The organism is Billgrantia ethanolica (genome assembly GCF_021404305.1).
Taxonomy (GTDB): Bacteria; Pseudomonadota; Gammaproteobacteria; order Pseudomonadales; family Halomonadaceae; genus Halomonas; species Halomonas ethanolica.
The window spans coordinates 670,493-689,203 of the sequence record NZ_JABFTX010000004.1 but is presented as its reverse complement, the minus strand read 5'-3'; the positions used below and the strand labels follow the sequence as shown (position 1 = coordinate 689,203).

The 18,711-nt window shown below is 66.5% G+C and carries 18 protein-coding genes; 13 read left to right on the top strand and 5 right to left on the bottom strand.

From position 1 onward, the window contains the following. Nucleotides 1–314 precede the first annotated feature (314 nt). A complete protein-coding gene (tyrS, locus tag HOP53_RS19790) occupies nt 315–1,514 on the bottom strand; it encodes a tyrosine--tRNA ligase (protein ID WP_234271575.1) in 1,200 nt (399 codons plus the stop codon). A gap of 111 nt (nt 1,515–1,625) precedes the next feature. On the opposite strand from tyrS, the gene HOP53_RS19785 reads away from it, so the two are divergent. Next, nucleotides 1,626–2,756, top strand: a complete 1,131-nt coding sequence (locus tag HOP53_RS19785; RefSeq protein WP_234271574.1) for an anhydro-N-acetylmuramic acid kinase — start codon at nt 1,626–1,628, stop codon at nt 2,754–2,756. 11 nt (nt 2,757–2,767) lie between these two features. Here HOP53_RS19785 and HOP53_RS19780 read toward each other — a convergent pair whose 3' ends face one another. Beyond that, complete coding sequence (locus tag HOP53_RS19780) at nt 2,768–3,910, bottom strand: PilT/PilU family type 4a pilus ATPase (protein WP_234271573.1); 1,143 nt, start codon at nt 3,908–3,910, stop codon at nt 2,768–2,770. A gap of 32 nt (nt 3,911–3,942) precedes the next feature. Continuing rightward, nucleotides 3,943–4,977: a type IV pilus twitching motility protein PilT gene (locus HOP53_RS19775; RefSeq protein ID WP_234259433.1), complete on the bottom strand. Its 1,035-nt coding sequence runs from the start codon at nt 4,975–4,977 to the stop codon at nt 3,943–3,945. A gap of 78 nt (nt 4,978–5,055) precedes the next feature. On the opposite strand from HOP53_RS19775, the gene HOP53_RS19770 reads away from it, so the two are divergent. The 7 genes from HOP53_RS19770 to HOP53_RS19740 all read left to right on the top strand — a co-directional run bounded on the left by HOP53_RS19770 (nt 5,056) and on the right by HOP53_RS19740 (nt 9,983). Further along, the gene (locus HOP53_RS19770; protein ID WP_234271596.1) at nt 5,056–5,766 is read left to right on the top strand and encodes a YggS family pyridoxal phosphate-dependent enzyme; all 711 of its coding nucleotides are present in this window, start codon (nt 5,056–5,058) and stop codon (nt 5,764–5,766) included. A 57-nt stretch (nt 5,767–5,823) separates the two neighbouring features. Further along, nucleotides 5,824–6,648, top strand: a complete 825-nt coding sequence (proC, locus tag HOP53_RS19765; protein WP_234271572.1) for a pyrroline-5-carboxylate reductase — start codon at nt 5,824–5,826, stop codon at nt 6,646–6,648. 74 nt (nt 6,649–6,722) lie between these two features. Further along, nucleotides 6,723–7,313: a YggT family protein gene (locus tag HOP53_RS19760; RefSeq protein WP_234271571.1), complete on the top strand. Its 591-nt coding sequence runs from the start codon at nt 6,723–6,725 to the stop codon at nt 7,311–7,313. Nucleotides 7,314–7,363: 50 nt separating this feature from the next. Beyond that, nucleotides 7,364–8,521 carry a homoserine O-succinyltransferase MetX gene (gene metX / locus HOP53_RS19755; RefSeq protein ID WP_234271570.1) on the top strand — a complete coding sequence of 386 codons (1,158 nt, stop codon included), beginning with the start codon at nt 7,364–7,366 and terminating at the stop codon, nt 8,519–8,521. Next, nucleotides 8,521–9,123, top strand: a complete 603-nt coding sequence (gene metW, locus HOP53_RS19750) for a methionine biosynthesis protein MetW (protein ID WP_234271595.1) — start codon at nt 8,521–8,523, stop codon at nt 9,121–9,123. The genes metX and metW overlap by 1 nt, the downstream gene beginning before the upstream one ends. Before the next feature lie 58 nt (nt 9,124–9,181). After that, complete coding sequence (locus HOP53_RS19745; RefSeq protein ID WP_234271569.1) at nt 9,182–9,649, top strand: DUF4426 domain-containing protein; 468 nt, start codon at nt 9,182–9,184, stop codon at nt 9,647–9,649. A 4-nt stretch (nt 9,650–9,653) separates the two neighbouring features. After that, the gene (locus HOP53_RS19740) at nt 9,654–9,983 is read left to right on the top strand and encodes a Rieske (2Fe-2S) protein (protein ID WP_234271568.1); all 330 of its coding nucleotides are present in this window, start codon (nt 9,654–9,656) and stop codon (nt 9,981–9,983) included. Here HOP53_RS19740 and sfsA read toward each other — a convergent pair. Further along, nucleotides 9,942–10,700, bottom strand: a complete 759-nt coding sequence (gene sfsA, locus HOP53_RS19735; RefSeq protein ID WP_234271567.1) for a DNA/RNA nuclease SfsA — start codon at nt 10,698–10,700, stop codon at nt 9,942–9,944. The genes HOP53_RS19740 and sfsA overlap by 42 nt on opposite strands. An 8-nt stretch (nt 10,701–10,708) precedes the next feature. Beyond that, nucleotides 10,709–11,869 carry a pyridoxal phosphate-dependent aminotransferase gene (locus HOP53_RS19730; protein ID WP_234271566.1) on the bottom strand — a complete coding sequence of 387 codons (1,161 nt, stop codon included), beginning with the start codon at nt 11,867–11,869 and terminating at the stop codon, nt 10,709–10,711. A gap of 229 nt (nt 11,870–12,098) precedes the next feature. Here HOP53_RS19730 and dksA point away from each other — a divergent pair, with 229 nt between their 5' ends. The 5 genes from dksA to HOP53_RS19705 all read left to right on the top strand — a co-directional run bounded on the left by dksA (nt 12,099) and on the right by HOP53_RS19705 (nt 18,004). Further along, nucleotides 12,099–12,536, top strand: a complete 438-nt coding sequence (gene dksA, locus HOP53_RS19725) for an RNA polymerase-binding protein DksA (RefSeq protein WP_010625684.1) — start codon at nt 12,099–12,101, stop codon at nt 12,534–12,536. Nucleotides 12,537–12,623: 87 nt separating this feature from the next. Then, entirely contained in the window at nt 12,624–13,502 is an 879-nt protein-coding gene (gene gluQRS / locus HOP53_RS19720) for a tRNA glutamyl-Q(34) synthetase GluQRS (RefSeq protein WP_010625685.1), read from the top strand. Nucleotides 13,503–13,511: 9 nt separating this feature from the next. Beyond that, nucleotides 13,512–13,688, top strand: a complete 177-nt coding sequence (locus HOP53_RS19715) for a hypothetical protein (RefSeq protein ID WP_010625686.1) — start codon at nt 13,512–13,514, stop codon at nt 13,686–13,688. Further along, nucleotides 13,678–16,635, top strand: a complete 2,958-nt coding sequence (locus HOP53_RS19710; RefSeq protein WP_234271565.1) for an ATP-binding protein — start codon at nt 13,678–13,680, stop codon at nt 16,633–16,635. Before HOP53_RS19715 ends, HOP53_RS19710 begins: the two co-directional genes overlap by 11 nt. Then, a complete protein-coding gene (locus tag HOP53_RS19705; protein ID WP_234271564.1) occupies nt 16,613–18,004 on the top strand; it encodes a sigma-54-dependent transcriptional regulator in 1,392 nt (463 codons plus the stop codon). Before HOP53_RS19710 ends, HOP53_RS19705 begins: the two co-directional genes overlap by 23 nt. The last annotated feature ends 707 nt before the right edge of the window (nt 18,005–18,711 follow it).

The following is an 18,711-nucleotide window of genomic DNA, read 5'->3' as shown; positions in this document are numbered from 1 at the left end:
CGAAGCGAATCGAAAAATCCAAACAGCGACAACCACTTACCACTCTTCCCACCGCCTGCAACGTTGCCCGTCACCGGCAGCGGATGCGTACTTTACGGCTTTCCCCCGAGCCCCGCAAGGGCCGGCGGGAAAAATATTTCAGAATGATGGCGGAGCGGTGACGAGACGTGGGCCGGCGAGCTATCCACAGCCGCTCGCAGGCGAGGGGCTGTGGATGGTTTTTCGCTAGAAGGGAAGACGACGACGCCCGCACGGGGCGGGCGTCGGTAGAGCAACCGGCTTGTCATCGGTTGGCCAGGAGCCGGCGGAGTAGCTCAGCGTAGCGTGACCCGGGCATAGCGCTTCTTGCCGGCCTGAATCACGTAGCAGTTGCCGGTGTCGAGCATGGCATCCTTGGCCACCACCTCGCCGTCCACCTTGACCCGGCCGTTACCCAGCATGTCCTTGGCCTGGGCGCTGTTGTTGGCCAGCCCGGCCCGGTTGAGCACCGCAGCGATGGGCGCCTGGGTGCTGCCCTCGAAGTCGACCTCAACCTCGGGCAGGTCTTCGGGCAGCTCGCCTTCGGCCAGGCGGTTGCCGGCCGACTTGTGGGCATTGGCCGCGGCTTCTTCGCCGTGGTAGCGACCGATCAGCTCGCGGGCGAGGATCATCTTGATGTCGCGCGGGTTGGCACCGGCCTCGACGTCGCGCTTGAGCGCCTCGATCTCTTCATTGGCTTTCAGCGAGAGCAGCTCGAAGTAGCGCCACATCAGACTGTCGGGCATGGAGACGAGCTTGTTGAACATCGAGCCCGGCGCCTCGTCGACGCCGACGTAGTTGCCCAGCGACTTCGACATCTTCTGCACGCCGTCGAGCCCCTCGAGCAGCGGCATGGTGATGACCACCTGCGGCTCCATGCCGAAGTGCTTCTGAATCTCGCGTCCCATCAGCAGGTTGAACTTCTGGTCGGTGCCGCCCATCTCGACGTCGGCTTCGAGCGCCACGGAGTCGTAGCCCTGCACCAGCGGGTAGAGGAACTCATGGATGGAGATCGGCTGACCCGACTTGTAGCGCTTGTCGAAGTCGTCGCGCTCGAGCATGCGCGCCACGGTGCTCTGGGCGGCCAGCTCGATCATCTTGGCCGCGTTAAGCTCGCTGAACCACTCGGAGTTGAAGCGCACCTCGGTCTTTTCGGGATCGAGGATCTTGAACACCTGGTCCTTGTAGGTCTGGGCATTGATCCGGACCTCTTCTTCGGTGAGCGGCTTGCGGGTGACGTTCTTGCCGGTAGGGTCGCCGATGCGCCCGGTGAAGTCGCCGATCAGGAAGATGATCTGGTGGCCCAGGTCCTGGAACTGGCGCATCTTGGTCAGCAGTACGCTGTGGCCGAGGTGCAGGTCGGGAGCCGTGGGATCGAAGCCCGCCTTGATGCGCAGCTTGCGGCCGGACTCGAGCTTCTTGATCAGCTCGTCCTCCAGCAGGATCTCCTGGGTGCCTCGTTTCAGCAGCGCCAGCGCGCTTGCGACCTCGCTCATCTCTCCCACTCCAAATACGTTGATCGCCCGTGCGGGCAGGGTCCATCGAATGGGGGACGATGGTAGCATGACTTGAGGTCCGCTGGGGCTACCGCACAAAGGAGAGAGCAGATGGCACGGTACGTTGGCTTGATGTCCGGCACTAGCCTGGACGGTATCGACGCTGCCCTGGTCGAGATCGACTCCACGGGGAGCGCGCGCCTGCTTGCCACCCACGCCGAACCAATGCCCGAAACCCTGCGCAAGCAGCTACTCGAGCTCTGTCAGGCTGAACGGGTCAGCTTCGCTGAGCTGGCGGGCGCTGAGGATGCTTTCTGCCGGCTCCAGGCCGCTGCGGTTAGACATCTGCTCGCAGACAATGACATCGCAAGCGAGCAGATTACCGCCATCGGCAGCCACGGCCAGACCATCGAGCACGCCCCCTGGGGCCACGCCGAGGGGCCGGCCTATACGCTCCAACTCGACAATCCCAGCCTGCTGGCCGAGTTGACCGGCTGCACGGTGGTGGCGGACTTCCGCCGCCGCGACCTGGCCGCCGGCGGTCAGGCCGCCCCGCTGGCGCCGGCCTTTCACGAGGCGCTGTTCCGGCGCGCGGGGCAGTGGCAGTTAGTGCTCAACCTGGGCGGCTTCGCCAACCTGACCCTGCTCCCGCCGGCGGGAAGCGAAGCCGCGGTGATCGGCTTCGATACCGGCCCGGCCAACGCGCTGCTGGATGCCTGGCACGCCCGCCATCGCGGCGGCCGCTACGATCCCGACGGCGCCTGGGCCGCTTCGGGCCAGGTGGACGACACCCTGCTGGAGCGCCTGCTCGCCGAGCCATTCTTCCATCGCCCGCCGCCGCGCAGCACCGGGCGCGAGGTGTTCCACCTCGACTGGCTCGAAGGTCACCTCACGGGTAAGGAGCGTCCTGCCGACGTACAGGCGACCCTGGCGGAGCTGACCGCCACCAGCGTGGCCCTGGGCATCGAGATGGCACGCGAGCTGGCCGGCGCGCCTCCGGCCTCGGCGCTGATCCCGTGTGGCGGCGGCGCCCACAACGGCGATCTGCTCGGCCGTCTGGCACGCCATTTGCCGGAAACCGCCCTGGTGCCCAGCAGCGACTGGGGCTGGCCGGCCGACTGGCTGGAAGCCGGTGCCTTCGCCTGGCTCGCCTGGCGCCGCCTGGAAGGGCGGCCCGGCAATCTGCCTAGCGTCACCGGTGCCGCCGGCCCGCGCGTCCTCGGCGGCATCTACTCACCCTAAATTATTCAAGGCTAAAAATCGTCGTCATTGCGCAGCGATAGCCTCTGCGCCGACTCCTGCGCCTTGGCCAGCACGTCGCTATTTTCGTCGCCGTACTTGATCATCATGCGCAGCTCGTTGGCCGAGTCGGCGTGCACCATGGCCACTTCCTCGCTGATCGTGCCCGTCTTGTAAAGGTCGTACAGGGCCTGGTCGAAGGTCTGCATGCCTTGATCGCGGGAGCGGCCCATGACGTTCTTGATCTCGCCCACATCGCCCTTGCGGATGAGATCTGCGATCAGCGGGGTGCGCAGCAGGATCTCGATGGCCGGACAGCGTCCGCCGTTGCGGGTGGGCAGCAGCTGCTGGGCGACGATGGCGTGCAGGTTGAGCGACAGATCGAGCCAGATCTGCTCGTGGCGCTCGTGGGGGAAGAAGTGAATGATGCGATCCAGCGCCTGGTTGGCGTTGTTGGCATGCAGCGTGGCCAGACACAGGTGCCCGGTCTCGGCGAAGGTCAGGGCGTGCTCCATGGTTTCGCGAGTGCGCACTTCGCCGATCAGGATCACATCCGGCGCCTGGCGCAGGGTATTCTTCAGCGCCACCTCGAATGACTCGGTGTCGATGCCCACCTCGCGCTGATTGATGATCGCCTTCTTGTGCGGATGCACGTATTCGATGGGGTCCTCGATGCTGATGATGTGGCCGCCCACGGTCTCGTTGCGCTGCTGGATCATCGACGCCAGGGTGGTCGACTTGCCGGTGCCGGTACCGCCCACCACGAACACCAGCCCACGCTTGAGATTGGCCAGCTCGCCCAACTGAGGCGGCAGCGAGAGCTCCTCCAGGTGGGGGATCTCGTAGGCAATGCGCCGGATGACCATGGCCAACTGATTGCGCTGCTGGAAGGCGCTGACCCGGAAGCGACCGCGACCGCTGAGACTCAGGGCGAAGTTGGCCTCGCGCTCCTGTGCAAAGCGCTCCTTGAGCCCATCCGGCACGGCCACGTTGACCAGCTCACGCACCTGCTCCACCGAGAGCCGCTGGTCGCCCAGTGCGGTAAGCTTACCGGCGGTCTTGATGGTGGGTGGCGCCTGGACCGAGATCAGCAGATCCGAGGCCTCTTGCCGGGCCATGATGTCGAGCAGCTGCTCCAGCCATTCCTGTGCTTTCATCTCCCCACCCCCTTGTCGTCGTTACCGAACACTCAACTGGTCAGCGCGCTCTTGGCCCGGGCCTGGGCTTCATCGCGATTGACCACGTTCTCCGCCACCAGCTTGGCCAGCGCGGCGTCGAGGGTCTGCATGCCGATGTTGCCGCCGGTCTGGATGGCCGAGTAGATCTGCGCCACCTTGTCCTCGCGGATCAGATTGCGCACCGCCGCATTGGCGATGAGGATCTCGTGAGCCGCCACGCGCCCGCCGCTGCGCCGCTTGAGCAGCGTCTGGGAAATGACCGCCTGCAGCGACTCCGACAGCATCGAGCGCACCATGGCTTTCTCTTCGCCGGGGAAGACGTCGATGATCCGGTCGATGGTCTTGGCTGCCGAGGTGGTGTGCAGAGTGCCGAATACCAGATGGCCGGTTTCGGCGGCGGTGAGCGCCAGACGGATGGTCTCGAGGTCGCGCATCTCGCCCACCAGGATCACGTCGGGGTCCTCACGTAGGGCGCTGCGCAGTGCCTGGGCGAAGCCGTGAGTATCGCGATGCACCTCACGCTGGTTGATCAGACAGCGCTTGCTGCGATGCACGAATTCCACCGGGTCCTCGATGGTGAGGATATGGTCGTAACGGTGATCGTTGATATAGTCGATCATGGCGGCAAGGGTAGTGCTCTTGCCCGAGCCGGTAGGCCCGGTGACCAGCACCAGCCCGCGGGGCAGCAGGGCAAGGCGGCGGAAGACCTCACCGAGCCCCAGGTCCTCCATGGTCAGCACTTCGCTGGGGATGGTACGGAATACCGCGCCGGCGCCACGCGCCTGGTTGAAGGCATTGACACGGAAGCGCGCCACGCCCGGAACCTCGAAGGAGAAGTCGGTCTCGAAAAACTCCTCGTAGTCACGGCGCTGACGGTCGCCCATGATGTCGTAGATCAGCTTGCGGACTTCCTTGTCCTCCATGGCCGGCACATTGAGACGACGAATGTCGCCATCGACGCGAATCATCGGCGGCAGGCCGGCCGACAGGTGCAGATCGGAGGCGTTCTGTTTTGCCGAGAACGCCAGCAGTTCGGTAATATCCATGCGATTCCCCTGCTCCCGATTTAAGGTTCCAGCGAGTATGACAGACCTTGCGGACATGAAGGACTTCATGTGGCTGAGATGACGGATACCATGCTTTCCGAGTCGCTGACCAGCGCTCGTCGACGTTTGGCCGCCGCCTTGTCGGCAGCCGGACGTACGCCCGACGCGGCCCGGCTACTGGCCGTGAGCAAGACCAAGCCGGCCGGCATGATTCGCCAGGCATGGCAGCTCGGCCAACGGGAATTCGGCGAGAACTACGTCCAGGAAGCGCTGGAGAAGCAGGCCGAACTGGCTGACCTGAAAAGCATCGTGTGGCATTTCATCGGCCCACTGCAGGCCAACAAGACCCGCGCCGTGGCCGAGCATTTCGACTGGGTGCACAGCGTCGACCGCGAGAAGATCGCCCGGCGCTTGAACGACCAGCGCCCCGAGGCACTGGGCCCGCTCGAGGTCTGCCTTCAGGTCAACGTCAGCGATGAGGCCAGCAAGTCGGGGGTGGCCTTCGACGAACTGGAAAGCCTGGCGCAAGCGATCGTTTCACTGCCACGCTTGCGTCTGCGCGGGCTGATGGCCATTCCGGCCCCGGCGGCAACCCTGGCCGAGCAGCGAGCCCCGTTGGCACGCCTGCGCCAGGCTATGGAAGCACTGCGGCAGCGCTTCCCCGAGGCCCCGCTGGACACCCTGTCGATGGGCATGAGCGACGACCTGGAAGCCGCCATTCTCGAAGGCGCCACTTTGGTACGACTGGGCACGGCCATTTTCGGCGCACGGAACACATCGCGTCGCTAGACGCACTCGCACCGGCACGTGGCCGGTCGCTGGATAACAGAAGAAGGACACATCGCAATGGCCAGCAGAGTCACCTTCATCGGCGCAGGCAACATGGCCAGCGCCATCATCGGCGGTATGATCGACAACGGCCACCCGGCCACCGCCATCACCGCCACCTCGCCCAGCGATGCCTTCCTGGCGCCGGTGCACGAGCGCTACGGCATTCGCACCAACACCGACAACCAGGCCGCAGTGCGTGACGCCGACATCGTGGTGCTGGCGGTGAAGCCTCAGGTCATGCGCGAGGTCTGTGAAGGGCTGCGCGACACCCTGCAGCGCCAGCGCCCGCTGATCATCTCGGTGGCGGCGGGACTCACCGCCGAGTCGCTGCAGACCTGGATGGGCGGCGGCCTGCCGCTGGTGCGCTGCATGCCCAATACGCCGTCACTGGTCGGCGCCGGCGCCGCCGGCCTGTACGCCACTGCCGAAGTGAGCGACGAGCAGCGCGCCCAGGCCGCCGAGCTGCTCGAGGCCGTGGGCCTGGTCGAGTGGGTCGAGCAGGAAGCGCTGCTGGATGCCGTGACCGCCGTTTCCGGCAGCGGCCCGGCCTACTTCTTCCTGATGTTCGAAGCCATGGAAGAAGCCGGCGTCAAGCTCGGCCTGCCGGCCGAGACGGCGCGGCGCCTGGCGATCCAGACGGCACTCGGCGCGGCGCGCATGGCACAGCAGAGCGAGCTCACCCCGGACCGTCTCAAGCGCAACGTGATGTCTCCCGGCGGCACCACCGAGCGTGCCGTGGAGCACATGGAGCAGGCCGGCCTGCGCGGCATCGTGGCCGACGCCATGGATGCCTGCGCCGCCCGCGCACGTGAGATGGCCGAAGAGCTCGGCCAACGATAGTCTTCGGCCAACGATAGTCTTTCAGGCCGCTCCCGCCGATGGAGCGGCCATCTCGACGACATGGAGGAGCCCACATGGGCCAAATGGGAAATGCCGGCCTGCTGCTGGTCAACACCCTGATCAACATCTACCTGTTCCTGATGATGCTGCGCTTCCTGCTGCAGGCATCCCAGGCCGACTACTACAACCCCATCAGCCAGTCGGTGGTGAAGATCACCCAGCCGGTGGTGCGCCCCTTCCAGGGCTTTCTCGGCCCGGTGATGGGACGCTTCGACATGGCCACCCTGGCCGCGGCCTTCGTGCTCAAGGCGGTCAGCATCGTGGTGATTCTGCAGATCGCCGGTATCGGCATGCCACCGATCACCCAGGTGGCGATCGGCGCCATTGCGGCCATCGCCAACGCCATCCTGAAAATCTACTTCTTCGCCCTGATCGTGATGATCATCCTGAGCTGGGTCGCGCCCAACGCCAGCCATCCCGGGGCGCTGCTGGTGATGCAGCTGGTGGAGCCGATCATGGCGCCGGTGCGCAAGGTCATCCCGCCGCTGGGCATGATCGACCTGTCGCCGATCGTGGTGTTCATCGCCATCAGCATCGTCGATGGTATCGTGGTAGGCGCGCTGACCCGTGCCGCCGGTATCGCCGGCGCTCTGGTGGGGCTGTGAACCACACTGTCGCCGTGACCGACCTCAACGACTGGACATAGAACGACAAGATGCCCGAGCTTCCCGATGACTCGGTCGGCCTGGTGACGCCGCAGACGGCGCACTTCGACGACCCCCTGGCCCTGGCCTGCGGCAGAACCCTACCCGCCTACGACCTCGTCTACGAGACCTATGGCACGCTCAACGCCGAGCGTTCCAATGCGGTACTCATCTGCCATGCCCTGTCGGGACACCACCATGCCGCCGGCTACCATGACGCCGACGAGCGCAAGCCCGGCTGGTGGGACGCCCATATCGGCCCGGGCAAGTCGATCGACACCAATCGCTTCTTCGTGGTGTCGCTGAACAACCTGGGCGGCTGTCACGGCAGCACTGGGCCGATCAGCACCAACCCCGCCACCGGCCGCCAGTGGGGGCCCGACTTCCCCATGGTCACGGTGAGCGACTGGGTGCACAGCCAGGCGCGCCTGGCCGATCGCCTGGGCATCGAGCGCTTCGCCGCCGCCATCGGCGGCAGCCTCGGCGGCATGCAGGTGCTGCAGTGGACCCGCCTCTATCCCGAGCGGGTCGCCAACGCGGTGATCATCGCCGCCACGCCCAAGCTCTCGGCGCAGAACATCGCCTTCAACGAGGTGGCTCGCCAGGCGATCCGCTCCGACCCGGACTTCCACGACGGCTGGTACGCCGAGCACGGCACCGCCCCCCGGCGCGGCCTCAAGCTGGCGCGCATGGTGGGGCACATCACCTACCTCTCGGAAGACGCCATGGGCAGCAAGTTCGGCCGCGACCTGCGCAGCGAGGACCTCAACTTCGGCTATGACGTGGAGTTTCAGGTCGAGTCCTACCTGCGCTACCAGGGCGACACCTTCTCCACCGCCTTCGACGCCAACACCTACCTGCTGATGACCAAGGCGCTGGACTACTTCGACCCGGCGGCGGAGCACGGCGGCGTGCTGGCCGAAGCCGTCGCTCCCTGTCAGTGTCCGTTCCTGGTGGTGAGCTTCACCAGCGACTGGCGCTTCCCGCCGTCGCGCTCCCGCGAGCTGGCCAATGCCCTGATTCGCGCCGGCAAGCGGGTGAGCTACGTCAACATCGACTCGCCCCACGGCCACGACGCCTTCCTGCTGCCGGAACCGCGCTACCAGGCGGTGTTCGCCGCCTTCATGTCTCGCGTCGCCCGCGAGCTGGGCCTGGAGGAGACCGCATGATGCGCGCCGACCTGGAGTTGATTCATCGCTGGGTGCCCGAGGGAGCCCACATTCTCGACCTGGCCTGCGGCGACGGCACCCTGCTCGAAGCCCTGGCGCGCGACAAGGGCGTCACCGGCTACGGCCTGGAGATCGACCCGGCCGGCATCACGGCCTGTATCGCCAAGGGCGTCAACGTCATCGAGCAGAACCTCGACGAGGGGCTGGTCCACTTCGAGGACGACACCTACGACCTGGTGGTCATGACCCAGGCGCTGCAGGCCCTGCGCCGCCCCGACCGCATGCTCGACGAGATGCTGCGGGTGGCCAACGAGTGCATCATCACCTTCCCCAACTTCGCCTACTGGCGCCACCGGGTGCACCTGGGCATTCGCGGCTACATGCCGGTCTCCAAGTCGCTGCCCCATGCCTGGTACGATACGCCCAACATCCATCTCTCGACCTTCAACGACTTCGAGCACCTGTGTCGCGAGAAGGGGCTACACATCACCGACCGTGCCGTGGGCATCGGCGATCACGAGGGCCACTGGGCCACCCGGCTGCGGCCCAACCTGTTCGGCGAGATCGCGATCTTTCGCGTCGCACGTAAGGATCGCCGCTGAGGCCGAGCCGCGGGCCCGCCATTTCAAGGCAGGCCCGCCATTTCAAGGAGAGAGTGCCATGTCGAGCCATCGCATCCTGCCGCTTCGTCACCTTGCCGCCGGCCTGCTGCTGGCGCTGGGCCTGCTGTCGCTGTCGGCGCAGGCCCAGCAATACGAGCAGGTCGGCAACTACCAGATCCACTACAGCGCGGTGAGCACCGACTTCCTGCCCGCCGCCGTAGCCGAGGCCCACGGCATCCAGCGCAGTCCGGCCATGGCGCTGCTCAACGTCAGCGTGCTGGAAGAGGTCGAGGGCGAGCTGCGACCGGTCAACGCGCCGGTCAGCGGTACGGTCGGGGAGCTGCAGGGACAGAATCGCACGCCGCTGGAGTTCCGCACCCTGCGTGAGGGCAATACCCAGTCGCAGGTGGCGGTGTTCCGCATCCGCGACGACGAGCCCATGCGCTTCGACTTGGAAGTGCGCTACGACCGTAACCGGGAGCCGGCCGAGGTGGGCTTCGTCCAGCGCTTCCATATCGACCGCTGAGCCCATGTCCCAGCCCATTGCCCACCTGGCGCAGTTCGACACCTCGCCTTCACGGGGCGTGGCGCTGCCCGACGGGCGCCACGCCTTCCTGGTGCGCGTTCACGGCCGGGTCAGCGCCTTCGTCAACCGCTGTCCGCACCAGCAGGTGCCGCTCAACCTGCCGGATGGCGAGTTTCTCGAAGCGAGCGGCGAACTGATCCAGTGCGGCATGCACGGCGCGCTGTTCCTGCCGGAAAGCGGCGAGTGCGTGTTCGGCCCCTGCCAGGGCCGCTTCCTGGAGCCGCTGGCGGTCTCAATCGACGCCGAGGGCAATATTCACTTGGCGAGTGAGTGACACCGCAAGCCGGCCACCCAACGCCACCGACACCGGTCGCTCCTCGCGCCAGCCGAACTCGCAGCCGTAGGCCAGCACTTCCACCCCCTGCGCCGCCACGGCCTTGAGCGTGGCGGCATAGGCCGGGTCGAGGTGTGCCGCCGGCGCCACATCGCGAATGCCGTCGTGGGCGACGCAGAACAGCAGCACCGCACGCTGCCCCTGCTCGGCCAGGGCCGCCAGTGCCAGCAGGTGCTTGCGGCCGCGCTCGCTCACCGCATCGGGAAAGTAACCGTGGCCGTCCTCCTCCTTGAGCGTGACCTGCTTGACCTCGACGAAGGCGCAGCCGAGCTCGGGGTCGTCGAGGCGAAAGTCGATCCGCGCGCCCTCCACCTTGGCCTCGCGCCGGAGTGCGGCATAGCCGGCCAGCGCGGCAATTCGCCCCCCTGCCAGCGCCTCCTCGACGATGCGATTGGTGCGCCCGGTATGCACCGACGCCAGCGCCACGCTGCCGTCGGGCTGGGTCAGCTCGATCAGCTCCCAGGTCCAGGCCAGCTTGCGCGCCGGATTGTCGCTCGCGGCCAGCCACACCCGGCAGCCGGGCACGTTGACCGCCCGCATCGAGCCAGTATTGGGGCAGTGGGCCACCACCTCGCGGCCGTCGTCGAGGCGCACGTCGGCCAGGAAGCGCTTGTAGCGGCGCAGCAGCACGCCGGGAACCAGTTGGGGATAGTGCATCTCGCCGCCTACCGTCGCGCCAGGAAACGTTCAAGCCGGCTCACCGCCTCTTCCAGACGCTCGACCCCGGTGGTGAAGGCGATGCGCACGTGGTGCTCGCCGCCCGCCACGGCAAAGTCGATGCCGGGGGTGATGGCGACATTCTCCTCTTCCAGCAGGCGCTGACAGAACGCCTGGCTGTCGCGGCTGTAGCGCGAGATGTCGAGCCACAGGTAGAAGGCCCCCTGGGGTGGCAGCGAGGGCGCCAGCCCCAGACGGGCGAGCCCGGCCAGCAGCGCATCGCGGCGGCGGCCGAGTTCGCGGCGGCGTGCTTCGAGCAGCTCCCGGCACTCGGGGGTGAAGGCGGCCAGCGCCGCATGCTGGGCCGGGGTGGGGGCCGCCAGAAAGACGTTCTGCGCCAGTCGGGTCAGTGGCTCCACGGCCTCCTGCGGCGCCAGCAGCCAGCCCAGACGCCAGCCGGTCATGCCGAAATACTTGGAGAAGCTGTTGACCACGAAGGCATCCCTGCTCAGCGAGGCCACCGATAGCGGCGCGATGTCGTAGCTGAGCCCTTGGTAGATCTCATCCACCAGCAGGTGGCCGCCGCGCTCGGCCACCGTGTCGGCCACCGCCTTCAACTGTCCCGCATCGAGCATATGGCCGGTGGGGTTGGACGGCGTGGCGAGCATCGCCAGCCGGGTCGCCTCTTGCCAGTGCTGCGCGACGAGGCTGGCATCGAGCTGCCAGCCGCTCTCCGGGCCGATGGTCACGGTATCCACCTCGGCCCCCGCCAGCGCCATGAAGTGGCGGTTGCAGGGGTAGTTGGGGTCGGCCATCAGCACCCGGTCGCCGGGCCCGACCAGCAGTTGACTGGCCAGCAGCAGCGCCCCGGAAGCCCCAGGCGTGACCAGAATCCGCCTGGGGTCGATGTCGGCACCGAAATGCTCGCCGTAGTGGCCGGCAATCGCCTCGCGCAGGGCCGGCAACCCCGCCGCCGGGCTGTAGCGCGTGTGCCCTGCGGCGAGCGCCGCCTGCCCGGCCGCCACCACCGGCTCGGGAGTGGCGAAGTCGGGCTCGCCCACCTCGAGATGGATGACGTCGTGGCCGGCTGCCTCGCGCGCCTGAGCGGCCTCCAGCAGGCTCATCACACGAAAGGGGGCGACGCGATCAACGCGCGGATTCCACGACATGGCGAACTCCTAAAACACAAGATAGATGGCCGACGTTGGGCACTTTTTCCGTTCCAACGGTCAAAAAACCATACCATTGATTTGACTCACCTGGGGATGCCAGGCGTTGCTGCCAGGTATTGCAAAGTTGGCCAATATCCGATAAACAAGCATGCCTTTGGCGTGAGATACCTTGCACCAGGTTGCGGCGGGTATTGATCAGCAGTCACTCAAGTAATGAGGCAGTCCCATGCCAGTAGCAGACAAGAAAACGGAAGCGCCCAAAAAATTCACCCCGTACGAGTCGGCACCGGGTGAAGAGTACATGAACGAGCAGCAGCTTGAGCACTTCCGACAGATCCTGCTGGGCTGGAAACAGGAGCTCATGGAAGAAGTCGATCGCACCGTGCGCCACCTGCAGGAAGAGGCGAACAACTACGCCGACCCTGCGGACCGGGCCACCCAGGAAGAGGGGTTCAGCCTGGAGCTGCGGACCCGCGATCGCGAGCGCAAGCTGCTCAAGAAGATCAACGAGACTCTCGAGAAGATCGACGAGGAAGACTACGGCTACTGCGAGGCGTGCGGCGTCGAGATCGGCATCCGCCGGCTGGAGGCTCGCCCCACCGCTACGCTGTGCGTCGACTGCAAGACCCTGGCCGAACTCAAGGAAAAGCAGCTCGGCGGCTGAGGTCCCTAGCGTGTGGGTCGCGTCACTTCGCAACGGGCACCCCTGGGTGCCCGTTCGCATGTCGGCCATCGTCTCCGGGAGCGCGTCATGACCGGTTATCGCGGTCGCTTCGCCCCGACCCCCTCGGGCGCCCTGCACTTCGGTTCGCTGATCGCCGCCCTGGCCAGCTTTCTCGATGCGCGCCGGGCCGGCGGCGAGTGGCTCGTACGCATCGAGGACATCGACCCGCCGCGCTGCCCCGCAGGAGCCGCCGATACCATCCTGCGCCAGCTCGAGGCGTTCGGCCTGCACTGGGACGGTCCCGTGCTGTGGCAACACTCACGCGACTCGGCTTATGCTGCGGCACTGGAGCGGCTCGAGGCGCTGGGGCTGGCCTATCCCTGTAGCTGCTCGCGCAAGCAGTGGCGTGACTTTTCGGTCTACCCCGGCTGGTGCCGTGAAGGTCCGCGCGAACCGGACAAGCCGCTTGCCTGGCGCCTGCGCAGCGACCTCGGCCTGCGTCCGGTGGTATGGCAGGACCGCCTGTTCGGCGAGCAGCGCTTCGATCCGGCCGAGCTCGGCGACGTGGTGCTCAAGCGCAAGGACGGCCTGTGGGCCTACCAGCTGGCGGTGGTAGTCGACGACGCCGATCAGGGCATCACGGATATCGTTCGCGGCTTCGACCTGCTCGACAACACGCCCTGGCAGCGCCAGCTGCAGCAGGCGCTGGAGTTGGCCGAGCCGCGCTATCTGCACCTGCCCTTGATCGTCAATCGCGACGGCCAGAAGCTCTCCAAGCAGAATCTGGCCCCGGCGCTGCCGTGCGAGGAGAGCGCCGTACGGCCGCTGCTGTACCGCGCCCTGGCGGCACTCGACCAGGCGCCGCCCGCCGAACTGGACACGGTGCCGGTGCCAGAGCAGCTGGCCTGGGCCATCGACCACTGGGAACCGAGCCGAATCCGCCCCGAGGCCCACCGCCAGGAGTGAGGAGCGCCCATGTACGTCTATCGCATCATGCTGTTCCTGGTTCTGGCCGGCTATCTGCTGTCGCCGCTGCTGATGAGCGGCTGGTCGAGCCCCGGAGTCGCCTGGTACCGCCCCTTCGTCATCTGGGGCGTACTGATCGCCCTGACGCTGTGGCTGGAGCAGAAGAGGAAGCTCGATGAACGCTAGCCTGGTCAGCGTGTTCGCCCTCGGTACCGGCTTCCTGCTGCTGATGTTTCTCTGCGCCCTGGCGGTGGAGCGGGGCTGGCTGAGCCGCCGCGTGACCCGTCATCCGGCCGTCTACACCCTGGCGCTGGGCGTCTATGCCAGCGCCTGGGCGATCTACGGCAGCCTGGAGCTGGCCTCGAGCTCGGGCTACGGCTATCTCGCCTATTACCTGGGCGTGGCCGGCGCCTTTCTGCTGGCCCCGGTACTGCTGGTGCCCATCCAGCGCATGACCCGTACCCACCAGCTCGCCTCGCTGGCCGACCTGTTCGCCTTCCGCTTCCGCTCGCGCTGGGTCGGCACCATGATCACGGTGATCAGCCTGCTGGCGGTGATGCCTCTGCTGGCGCTGCAGGTGCAGACCTTGGGCGATGCCATCTTCCTGATGACCGGCACCGCCTCACCGTCGCTGCTCGCCCTGGCGCTGTGCGCCCTGATCGCACTGTTCGCGATGATCTTCGGCGCCCGCCACGGCAAGGGCCCGGCGCGGCACGATACCCTGCTGGCGGTCATCGCCCTGACCTCGGTGGTCAAGCTCTTCGCCATGCTGGCACTGGGCGCCATCGCCCTGTTCGTCGTCTTCGATGGCCCCGCCGACCTGCAGCACTGGCTCGACGGCCCCGGCCAGCTCTACCAGGCCGGCGTGGTGCAGCCGGATGCCGCCCACTGGCGCACCCTGCTGCTGCTGTTCTTCGCCGCCGCGCTGCTGATGCCGCACATCTTCCACATCACCTTCGCCGAGACCCTGTCGCGGCACACCCTGCTGCAGGCGAGCTGGTCGCTGCCGCTGTTCCTGCTGTTGATGGCGATTCCGGTACCGCTGATCCTGTGGGCGGGCCAGCGGCTGGGCAGCCACGAACTGGTGGGCGCCGCCTATCTGGCCTTCGGTCTCTCCGACGCCTTCTGGGTCCAGGCACTGGCGTTCCTGGCCGGCCTGGCCGCCAGCAGCGGCACCATGGTCATCATCGCCATGGCGCTGTCCGGCATGATTCTCAACCACGTGCTGCTGGTGGCCCACCCGCCCGAGGCCCAGCCCAACCTCTACCGCTGGCTGCGCTGGCTGCGCCGGGCGCTGATGGCCGCGGTGATTCTCAGCGGCTGGCTGTTCTATCGTACGGTCGGCGTCAACCACGACCTGACCACCCTGGCGCTGGCCGCCTTCGTCGGCATGGCCCAGTGTCTGCCGGGGCTGCTGGCACTGCTCTACTGGCCCGGGGCCAACCGCAAGGGCATGGTCTCGGGGCTGGTCGTCGGCGTCGTCATCTGGCTCGTCGGCCTGTGGCTGCCGCTGCTCACCGGCCTGCCCACCCTGATCCTGATCCCACCGGGGCTCGAGCTGCTCGACGGCGAACCGGACTGGTACGTGGTCACCCTGGTGTCGCTGGCGCTCAACGCGCTCGTCTTCATCATCGTCTCGCTGGCCACGCGTACCTCGGAGGGCGAGCGCGCGGCTGCCGAAGCCTGTTCGGTGGATGCCGTGATCCGGCCCAAGCGCATGCAACTGCTGGCCGCCACCGGCGAGGAGTTCAAGCAGCCGCTGGCCCAGGCGCTGGGCGAGGAGGTCGCCCAGCGTGAGGTGGAGCGCGCCCTGACCGACCTCGGCATGTCGCCGCTGGATGGCCGCCCCTATGCCCTGCGCCGGCTGCGCGACCGTATCCAGGCCAACCTCTCCGGCCTGATGGGGCCCTCGGTAGCCCAGGACATCGTCGACCGCTACCTACCCTATCGCCGCAGCGGCCAGGAGCCCACCGACGACATCCACTTCGTCGAAAGCCGGCTCGAGGCCTACCGCTCGCGGCTCACCGGCCTGGCCCGCGAGCTCGACGGCCTGCGCCGCTATCATCGGCGCATCCTCACCCGCCTGCCGGTGGGCCTATGTGCCTTCGGCGTCGATGACGAGCTCTTGATGTGGAACGATGCCCTGGCCGAGCTCTCCGGCATCGACGGCGGCAGCGTCGTGGGAGCCAGACGCGACGGCCTGCCGGCGCCCTGGTCCGAGCTACTGGGCCGCGCCCTGGTCGAGCCCAACGACCACCTCTACAAGCAGCCGGTAGAGCTACGCGGCAACACCCGCTTCCTGACCTTCCATCGCGCCGAGCTGCAGGCCGACGACGACGTGCGCGGCGGCACCGTGATCCTGGTCGAGGACCACAGCGAGATGAAGTGGCTCGAAGACGAGCTGGTGCATGCCGCCCGGCTGGCCTCGATCGGTCAGTTGGCGGCCGGGGTGGCCCACGAGATCGGCAATCCGGTGACCGGTATCTCCTCGCTGGCCCAGAACCTGCGCTATGACACCGATGATCCCGAAGTGCTGGAAACCGCTCAGCAGATACAGCAGCTGACCGACCGCATCTCGCGCATCGTCAGTTCACTGGTGGGTTTCGCCCACGGTGGGCGTCATGTGAAGGACACCACCCTGGCGCCGGTCTCCATTGCCGCCATCGCCGACGAGGCGCTGCACTTGATCCGGCTGGCACGCTCGGGCGAGGATGTCAGGTACCGCAATCACTGTCCTGCCGAGTTGAAGGTGCTCGGCGACACCCAGCGGCTGCAGCAGGTGATGATCAATCTGCTGAGCAACGCACGGGATGCCAGCGAACCTGGCGGCAAGGTGGAGATCGATGCCGAGCTGGATGGCGACACGGTGAAGGTCACCGTGACCGACGAGGGACATGGGCTCGACGACCGGGTTCGCGAGCACCTCTTCGAGCCCTTCACCACCACCAAGCCACCGGGCGAAGGCACTGGGCTCGGTCTGCCATTGGTCTACAGCATCGTGGCCGAGCATCATGGCAGGATAGAGATCGAATCGCCGCCCCCCGGGGCTGAGCGGGGCACCCGCATCTGTCTGTGGCTGCCCACCGAACGAGAGGATGGTGAACATACCGATGAGCCGGATTCTGATCGTTGAAGACGAAGCCATCATCCGCACCGCACTGCGCCGGCTGCTGGAGCGTCACGACTACCAGGTGAGCGAGGCCGGCTGCGTGGACGAGGCGCTGGCGCTCGAGCCGCGCGGCTTCGATCTGGTGATCAGCGACCTGCGCCTGCCCGGCGAACCCGGTACCGACCTGATCGAGCACGCCGCACCGGCCCCGGTGCTGATCATGACCAGCTATGCCAGCATGCGCTCCGCGGTAGAGGCACTCAAGCAGGGCGCCGTGGATTACGTGGCCAAGCCCTTCGACCATGACGAGCTGCTGGAAACCGTGGCCCGGGTGCTCCACCAGCGGTCGACACACAGTACCACCCCTCCCGACATCACCGATGCCGGCGGCACGCGCCAGCCGATGATCGGCGAGTGCGCGGCAATGCAGGCGGTCTATACCCGTATTCGCAAGACTGCCCCGGCCGACGTCACCGTGCTGATCCAGGGCGAGTCGGGAACCGGCAAGGAGCTGGTCGCGCGCGCCATCCACCAGCAGAGCCAGCGCGCCCACGCCCCGCTCATCTGCGTCAACTGCGCAGCCATCCCCGAAACCCTGATCGAGTCGGAGCTGTTCGGCCACGAGAAGGGTGCCTTCACCGGCGCCAGTGCCGCCCGTACCGGTCTGGTCGAAGCCGCCGATGGCGGCACGCTGTTTCTCGACGAGATCGGCGAGCTGCCGCTGGACGCCCAGGCCCGCCTGCTGCGCGTGCTGCAGGAGGGCGAGATCCGCCGTATCGGTTCGGTGGAGACCCGCCATGTCGACGTCCGGCTGATCGCCGCCACGCATCGCGACCTGCGCGCACTGTCGAAGACCGGCGAGTTCCGCCTCGATCTCTACTACCGGCTCAACGTGATGCAGATCGACCTGCCGCCGCTGCGCGAGCGCGAGGACGACATCCTGCTGATCGCCGACGTGCTGCTGGAGAAAGCCTGCCAGCGCCACCATCGGGATGGCTTGCGCCTGTCGCGAGCGGCGCGGCGCGAGATACACGACTACCCCTGGCCCGGCAACGTGCGGGAACTGGAGAACGCGCTCGAACGCGGCGTGATCCTTGCCGAGGGCCATCTCATTCATCCCGACGACCTGGGCCTCAGGCCGAGCCTGGCATCGGCGCCCCGCACCATCGTCGAATCCCAGCCGGCCACCGCCCAGGTCGAGAGCGAAGCGCTGGACGCCGAAGAGGACCTGTCGCTGGAGGACTACTTCCAGCACTTCGTGCTCGAGCATCAGGATCACATGAGCGAGACGGAGCTGGCCCAGAAACTCGGCATCAGCCGCAAGTGCCTGTGGGAGCGGCGTCAACGCCTGGGCATCCCGCGCAAGAAGCAGGCCCGCCGCAGCAGCGCCTGACCGCCCCGCCCCTTTCTACGACTAATGTCCAAGCGTCTCGTGCGGCTTCGCCGAGGCGCTTTTTTGTGCCCTTCCATGTGCTCATGCACCAGGTGTTACCTTCCCACCCAGAACCTGCCCCCTCATGGCGCACCCGGGGTAACACATTCGCCATGGCATGCCGGACCGCATTCGAGGCGACAAAATAAACCCCTGTTTTGTATGGATTAAAGAAACCTTGGCACATGCCGTGCAACATTCATGGCAAGAAAAACAATATCCGGCTGCATCCCGAGTCAACAACAACAACAAGGCATCGGGGGAGCAGGGCCTGCGCCAACAACAACAATGGCAGGCTGTGGATAGAGACGCGGCGAGGGGCAACAACAACAAGACGCTCCGGAGAACGCCGCCCTTCGCTTCGACTGCAACAACAACAAGACCGAGCGAAGCACCGGATCCATCAGGACGCGACGCGCCAACCCCGGCCCACAACAAGAACAACGGCCGCAAACGCGCACCTTCGGCAACAATGCCAACAAGCCGAAGGGAGGCATATCTTCCATGCCGTCGTGGTTGGATTATTGTTTTGAATACGAGGCGGTCGCATAACCAGGAACGTCAACAATCACAACAACACTGTTTGCCTGTGACGCTTGGTGACTGTGGTGCGTATTCAAGGCGATGCGCCATCACGAAGAAGAAACAGCCGCAAGGACGCAGCATCA